Source organism: Microbispora sp. CSR-4, from assembly GCF_008033685.1.
GTDB lineage: Bacteria > Actinomycetota > Actinomycetes > Streptosporangiales > Streptosporangiaceae > Microbispora.
The window spans coordinates 109,909-116,986 of sequence record NZ_VJVX01000021.1 but is presented as its reverse complement, the minus strand read 5'-3'; the positions used below and the strand labels follow the sequence as shown (position 1 = coordinate 116,986).

5 protein-coding genes are annotated in these 7,078 nt (G+C 72.2%); 2 read left to right on the top strand and 3 right to left on the bottom strand.

The window, feature by feature from the left end; translation table 11 throughout:
* A partial coding sequence (locus FLV34_RS17585) for a DUF222 domain-containing protein (protein ID WP_147943600.1) occupies positions 1-2,035 on the top strand: 2,035 nt, incomplete at its 5' end.
* Between the two features lie 577 nt (positions 2,036-2,612).
* Here FLV34_RS17585 and FLV34_RS17580 read toward each other — a convergent pair.
* Positions 2,613-3,455, bottom strand: a complete 843-nt coding sequence (locus FLV34_RS17580; protein ID WP_260617486.1) for a spermidine synthase — start codon at positions 3,453-3,455, stop codon at positions 2,613-2,615.
* Between the two features lie 32 nt (positions 3,456-3,487).
* On the opposite strand from FLV34_RS17580, the gene FLV34_RS17575 reads away from it, so the two are divergent.
* Positions 3,488-5,155: a penicillin-binding transpeptidase domain-containing protein gene (locus tag FLV34_RS17575; RefSeq protein ID WP_147943599.1), complete on the top strand. Its 1,668-nt coding sequence runs from the start codon at positions 3,488-3,490 to the stop codon at positions 5,153-5,155.
* A 9-nt stretch (positions 5,156-5,164) separates the two neighbouring features.
* Here the strand turns inward: FLV34_RS17575 and FLV34_RS17570 are convergent, their stop codons facing one another.
* Both FLV34_RS17570 and FLV34_RS17565 read right to left on the bottom strand, forming a co-directional pair.
* Positions 5,165-5,611, bottom strand: a complete 447-nt coding sequence (locus tag FLV34_RS17570; protein WP_142651084.1) for an Lrp/AsnC family transcriptional regulator — start codon at positions 5,609-5,611, stop codon at positions 5,165-5,167.
* Positions 5,608-6,963 (bottom strand): transaminase, encoded by a 1,356-nt coding sequence (locus tag FLV34_RS17565; protein WP_222709543.1) that lies wholly within the window; start codon positions 6,961-6,963, stop codon positions 5,608-5,610. Before FLV34_RS17565 ends, FLV34_RS17570 begins: the two co-directional genes overlap by 4 nt.
* Between the last annotated feature and the right edge of the window lie 115 nt (positions 6,964-7,078).

Below are 7,078 nucleotides of genomic sequence, written 5' to 3'. Positions count from 1 at the left end.
GGCGGCGGGGGTGGTGGAGGCCATCTGCGCCGCTGTGGCCGGGCTATCGGATGAGCAGGCCGGCCTGGCGGAGCCGATCCTGGTGGACCTGGCGGGCAAAGCGGGGGCGGCGGAGGTCGCCAAGGCCGGCCGCCATCTGCGGGCGGTGCTGGACCCCGATGGGGAAGAGCGGGATGAGCGGGCTGATTACGGGCGGCGGTTCCTGCGGGTCCGCCCGGGCAAGGGCGGCGGCGTGGAAGGGGAGTTCTACCTGCCGCGGGAGGCCGGCGCCCGGTTGATGGCCTTGTTGCAGGCGTACGCCAAGCTGAGGGCACAGGGGGATGACCGCCCGCTGACGGTACGTCAGGCCGACGCGCTGATCGCCCTGCTGGAGCAGAAGATCGCCACCGAGCTCCTCGTCGTGGTCAGCGCCGAATCCCTCCCCACCGACCCCGAAACCACCGACCCCACCGCCGACAACCCACACCCCGCCGACGACACCAGCGACCCGGCCACCGAAGACACCGACCCGGCCACCCAAGACCCCGCTGCCCCGGCCACCGAAAACACCGCCGCCGACGACGCCGTCTCAGACGTGATGGGCGACCCGGGTGCTGCGGGCGGCGCCGACGGCCCCGAGACCCCGGACGGGCTCGACATCGCCGAGGCTGTCCCCGCCACCGACCCTGCCGCTGGCTCCGGCGACGCTGCGACCGGACTTCGCGATGAGGAGCCTTGTGGCTGGGGAGCCGGTGAGCGCGGGGCCGGTGAGCGCGGGGCCGGTGAGCGGCGGCCCGGCGAGTGCGGGCCGCACGACACCGCAAGCACCGCCGCTGCTGAGGGCGACCACGCCGCGAACGCCGACTCCGCCGAAGACGACAACATCACGAGCGCTGGCTCTGCCGAGAGCGACGAGACCGCGCCCGCCAAGGGCGATGGCTGCGATCGCGGCGCGGCCCGGTCCGGAGCAACCCACGCCCGGCGGGGCACGCCAGCATGGCCTGCCCACGGCGGCGGGCATTGGCACACAGCGCCTTCGAACACAGCGCCTTCGAACACAGCACCTTCGGGCGCGACGGCTTCGGACGCGCCGCCATCGCAGGCAGCGCCCTCGCAGGCAGCGCCCTCGGAGGCAGCGTCTTCGGAGGCGGCGTCTTCGGAGGCGGCGCGGCCGGATCCTCCTCCCGAGGATGTCTCCGCACGTCACACCCACGCTGGGCCTTGGCCTGCGGGGGACTGCCGGCATGGCCACAGCATGTGCCGGTGCGACGGCCAGGGCGCGTGCCGGTGCGACGGCCAGGGCGCGTGGCGGTGCAGTGGCGAGGTGCGCTGCTCGCGTGCGACGCAGGCGTCGGGGACATCGGGACCGTCGGGAGCGACGCCCGGCGGGTCCGGACCGGAGCGGGAGACACCACCCGGATGGGCATCGGGAACGGCACCGGGAGCCAGGCGAGCGACACCGGAGACGGCGCAGGAGGCATCGCAAGGAGCCGCACAGGGGGCATCGCGGGGTGCGGCGCAAGGTGGGTCCCCGGGATCTCCGGGTGCGTCGGCGGGCACGATGCCCGGGGCGTTCTTGGGTGCGTCGCTGGGAGCGTCGGCAGGCCCGTTGCTGGGGGCGTCGTTGGGGATGGCACCGGGGACAGCGCCGGGGTTGTTGCTGGCGACGGGGCAGGTGCTGCCCGTCTCCAGCGTGCACCGCCTCGCCCGCACCTCGACTCTGGTGCGGATCGTCATGAACGCCGACGGGCAGGTGCTCGACATGGGGCGCAAGGTCCGTCTGGCGACTCCTGCCCAGCGGCGGGCCATCTTCGCCCGATATGCCACGTGCTGGGTCGACGGCTGCCCGCTCCCGGCGACCATGTGCCAGATCGACCACGCCGACAACTGGAGCACCGGCGGCCTCACGGACCTGAAACTCCTCGGTCCGGCCTGCCAGTTCCACAACCGCGACCGCTACCAGCACCCCGACCGCTACACCCGCCGCCAAGTAGGCGAAGACCGCTGGGCCTTCACCTACCAGCGCCTCGGACGAGCCCGACGACTACACGAGTAAGACGGGGCACACAGGGAGCGCGACGCGGCACCGAGCGACGCGCGGACCGGCCCGGACGGCTGCGCGAGTGAGGCGGGAGGCACAGAGGGCGACGCGCAGGCAGGCCAGGCGCGGGGAGTGAGGCGGGAAGCACCGGGCGGGGGGACGCGCGGGCAGGGAGGCCCGGACGACGCACAGGGCAGGCCCGGGCGGACGCGCGGACAAGTTCGGCGGCTGCGTGCATGACCATCAGGACCGAGGAGCGAGGCCCGACGCGAGGCACGAGGCACGACGAGGATCGCCGGTGCGCTGTCCGTTGGGCGTCATAGTGCTCCGCACATGAGGCCTCACGGTGCCCGTCGGGGCTTCACGCTGTTCCCTAGGGCCAACATGCTCCCTGGGGCTTGATCTGCGTCGTAGTGCTGCGTGGGGCTTCACAGTGCTTCGTCGGGATTGCCCCGGTGGGATCGAGGGAGCGGAGCGGAAGGGAGCGAGGACCGCAGCGAAGGCCCAGCGGAGCGGGCTTCGCGAGGACCGTGCCGACCCGACCGACCCGGCTATGGGGCCGTGGACAACCCCCTAGCCAGTAGAAGCCCGGCTAGTCGAACAGGCCGGGCGGGGGAACGGGGGCGAGGACGGCGTCGCCGTCGGAAATGGGGGCGGCACCTGCGACCAGGCGGGTCAGGTCGTCGTCGGCCACGCATCGCGCCTGGGTGAGGCCGCCCGCGGCCTTCCTGGTGAGCGCCTCGATCGGCAGGTCGCCGGACGAGGCGGCCAGGATGACGTTGCCGAACCTGCGCCCGCGCAGGATGCCGGGCTCGGCCAGCAGCGCGGCATGCGGGAAGACCCGGCTCACCGAGGAGGCGACCCGCTTGACGAACGGCAGGCCCTTGCCGTCCGCGACGTTGATCAGTGCCATGCCGGAGGGGCGCAGCACGCGGGCGATCTCCGCCATGTATTGGACGGTCGCCAGCTCGACCGGCATCGTCGCGCCCGAGAACGCGTCGAGCACGAACAGGTCGGCCGAGTCGTCGCCGAGGGCCGTCGTGGCCGCGCGGCCGTCCGTCACCCGGACCTTCAACCGCGGCACCGACTTGAGGTTGAGCTGGTCGCGTACGAGCTGGACGAGTGCGGCGTCGGGTTCCACGACGATGTGCCGGGAGCCGGGCCGCCGCGCGGAGATGTAGCGCGGGATCGTGCAGGCCCCGCCGCCGATGTGGACGGCGTCGAGCGGGCCTTCGGGCAGGCAGTCGATCACGCTGGCCATGAGCTGCGTGTACGAGAAGTCCAGGTAGGTGGGATCGGTCAGATCGACGTACGACTGAGGCACGCCGTCCCTGATCAGCATCCACCCGTCGGGCCGGTCGAGGTCGCGCAGGAGCTCCACCTCGCCGAAGGACACCGGATAGCGGCCTGGCAACGGTTCTTTGCTCCTCGCCACCTATGACTCCTTTCGCGTGATATGAGAACCGTATGCGGAACAGGGCCCTGCTCGCCCTCGTCGTGGTCGCCGCGGGCATCTTCGTCTTCGGCGTTGCCGGACTCATTGTGTCCGGCAGGCAGGAAGCGAGTTCGGACTTCGTCGCCGCGCCGCGGGGGACGCCCGCGGGAGGGGGCCCGCAGACGCTCCAGCTCCGCCCCGACTCGTCCCCCGAGCCGTCTCCAGAGCCGTCTCCCGAGAGCTCGCCGGAGGGCTCCCCGGACCAGACGGCCGCCGCCTACTTCCAGGCCTGGGTCAAGAGCGACTACGACGCCATGCGCGAGCTGGTCGACGAGCCCCCGGACGACTTCGCGGACCAGCACCGCGAGTTCGAGGACGCCGCCCTCTCCAAGTCGCTGCGGATCACGGTGGGCAATCTCGTACGCACCGGGAACGACACGGCGGAGATCCCCTTCACCCAGGAGCGGGACGAGCAGGACGCCGGCACCTGGCGCTTCGACTCCAGTCTCCATCTGGCCGTACGCGATCTCACCTGGAAGGTCGTCTGGACGCCGGCCGTCCTGCATCCGGACATCCAGCCCGGCGGCAGCCTCGTCAGGACCGAGCCCGAGGCGGGGCCGCTGCGGCCGGTGACGAGGGGAGGGCGGGAGTTCCCGCAGAACTCGGGCGCCGAGGCGTACATCGACAACCTGATGAACCAGGGGGTGGCGCCCACGACGGGGGTGGCCGTGGGATGGGCGCTTGAGGTCGAGAACCCGGGCATGCCGGCGAAGACCATTCTGTCGTACAAGCCGGAAAAGCGGCCCGTCGGCGTACGCACCACCATCGACTATGCGACGCAGGTCGCGGCGGCACGGGCGCTGGACGGCGTGCAGCGGGGCGCCCTCGTGGCCGTACGGCCGTCCACGGGGGAGATCCTCGCGGTGGCCGACCGGCTGGGCGGCCGGGGGGCGTTCGAGCGGAAGTACGCCCCCGGCTCGACGTTCAAGACGATCACGGCGGCGGCGCTGCTCGCGAACGGGCTGTCCCCGGACAGTTCGGTGGAGTGCCCGGCGTCCTACCAGATCCCCTTCAATCGGTCGATCCCGAACTACCAGAACGAGGACCACGGGACGATCACGCTGCGCCAGGCGTTCGCGCTGTCGTGCAACACCACGTTCGCCCGGCTGACGATCGAGCGGCTGAACGCCGACACGCTGGTCGACCAGGCCAGGGCGTTCGGCTTCGGGGTGCCGGGGGAGAACCCCGGCACGAGCACGTGCGGCAGCCTGCGGCGGCCGGAGAACCCGGACGCGCTCGCCGAGGACTCCTTCGGGCAGGGCACGGTGGAGGCGACCCCGCTGTGCATGGCGCTGGTCGCCGCCGCGGTGGAGAGCGGCGAGTGGCGGCCGGCCCGCCCGCTGGCGGACGAGGCGCCGCAGGGGGAGCTGCCGCAGAGCGTGCCGCTGCCGTCCAACGTGGCGGAGGGGCTGCGTTCGATGATGAGCGCGGTCACGGCCGACGGGACCGCGGCCGGTTCGGGGCTGCCGCAGGGGACGGCGGGTAAGACCGGCACCGCCGAGGACTGGCACGGCGGGCAGGACCACGCCTGGTTCATCGGCTATCGGGGCGACCTCGCCTTCGCCGTGTTCGTCGAGCACGGCGGCACCGGACGTGGTGCCGCCGTCCCGATCGCGGCCCGCTTCCTGAAGGCCCTCTGAACCCCAGCTTCACACGCCGGGCCAGGCGAACCGGTGGGTGTGGATGCCGAAGTAGGTGAACGCCTCGGCCCTGGTGACGCCCGGCACCCGCTTGATGTGGTCGTTGAGCACGGTGAGCAGCTCGGCCGGCTCCCGGCACACCACCTCGGCGAACAGGTCGAACGAGCCCGCCGTGAGCACCACGTAGATCACGCCGGACAGCTCGCTGATCCGGTCGGCGACCTCGTGCACGTCGCTGTCGACGCGGACGCCGATCAGCGCCATGACCGGCAGGCCCAGCGCCATCGGGTCGGTGACGCCGACGATCTGCACGACTCCCTCGTCGCGGAGCCGCTGCACCCGTTGCCGTACGGCGGGCGCCGACAGGCCGGTGGCCTCGGCGAGCGCGGTGTAGGAGGCCCGGCCGTCCCGCTGCAGCTCGCGCAGCAGGATCCGGTCGGTGTCGTCGAGCGTCATGCGACCAGCTCCGCGACGGCCGCGGCGAACACCTCGTGGTGCAGGTGTACGTCGGCCTCGGTGGTGGCGGGGGACATCAGCGCCATGTTGTGGAACGGCGTGAGCAGCACGCCCCGGTTGGCCAGATAGACGTGCAGGTAGTCGTCCAGGCCGGGGTCGCCGGCCGCGTTCGACTCGCCGCCGTTGCGCGGGGCGGGGCGGGTGAAGCGATACTCGGCGCGCGCCCCGAGCTGGGTGACCGACCACGGCAGGCCGTGCGCGTCGATCACCTCCTGGACGCCCTTGGTGAAACGGGTCGCCAGCTCGGTCATGGCGGCGAACGCGTCGTCGGTGAGCACGTGCTCCAGCGTGGCGCGCATCGCCGCGACCGACAGGGCGTTGCCGGCCAGTGTGCCGCCGACGCCGCCCATGTCGACCAGGTCGAGCCCGTCCATCGCCTCGACGCGCGCGGCGACGTCGGCGGACAGGCCGTAGCCGCCGCTGGGGATGCCGCCGCCGATCGCCTTGCCGATCGTGACGATGTCGGGGCGCAGGCCCCACGCCTTCGTGCAGCCGCCCGGGCCCGCCGAGAAGGTGTGCGTCTCGTCGTTGATCAGCAGGCTGCCGTACCGCCGGGTCAGCTCGCGCACGCCCTCCAGGTAGCTCGGCTCGGGCAGCACGATGCCGATGTTGGTGAGAGCGGGCTCCATGAGGACCGCCGCGACGTCGCCGTACGCGAGCTCGCGCTCCAGCGCGGGCAGGTCGTTGAACTCGACGACGCGCGAGGTGACGGTGGGATCGACCGGAGCGCCGACGTTGCCCTCGCGGGACACCTGCCGGCCGTCCGGGCCGACCACGAGCAGCACCTCGTCGACGCTGCCGTGGTAGCAGTAGCTGTTCACGAGGATCTTGGGCCTGCCGGTGACCGCCCTGGCCAGCCGGATCGCCCATCGGTTGGCGTCCGTGGCCGTGAGCGAGAAGCTCCAGTAGGGCACCCCGAACCGGCGGCCCAGCTCGGCGCCGACCCAGGCGGCGTCCTCGGTCGGCATCATCACGGTCGCGCCGCCCCGGCGGCCGAACCGGTCGGCGACGGCCTCCACGGTCGCCTGAGGGGAGTGCCCGGCCATCGCGCCGGTGTCGCCGAGGCAGAAATCGACGTACTCGTGGCCGTCCAGGTCGGTGACGCGGGCACCGCGGGCCTCGGCCAGGTAGAGCGGGAAGCCGGCGGCCGTCTTGTTCATCCACGTCATCGGCACGCCGCCGAAGAGGTGGCCTCTCGCCTGCTCGTACGCGGCGGCCGAGCGTGGGTTGCGCTCCCGGAACGCGTCGCGTTCGCGGTCGAGCAGCCGGGCCAGGCGAGTGCGGTCGATCATCATCCCTGCCTCAGAAAAGATCGCGACATCCGGGTTAAACCACGGAATCTGAAGTAAAGGTACACAATCGCGTTCGAATTGTCAGCATGCGGCCCGTGGTGGGGTATCGGGCGCG

Bases quoted from the DNA above. Each gene is read 5' to 3' on its own strand.
- FLV34_RS17575 (WP_147943599.1), top strand. From the start codon at position 3,488: ATGCGGAACAGGGCCCTGCTCGCCCTCGTCGTGGTCGCCGCGGGCATC.
- FLV34_RS17570 (WP_142651084.1), bottom strand. From the start codon at position 5,611: ATGACGCTCGACGACACCGACCGGATCCTGCTGCGCGAGCTGCAGCGG.
- FLV34_RS17565 (WP_222709543.1), bottom strand. From the start codon at position 6,963: ATGATCGACCGCACTCGCCTGGCCCGGCTGCTCGACCGCGAACGCGAC.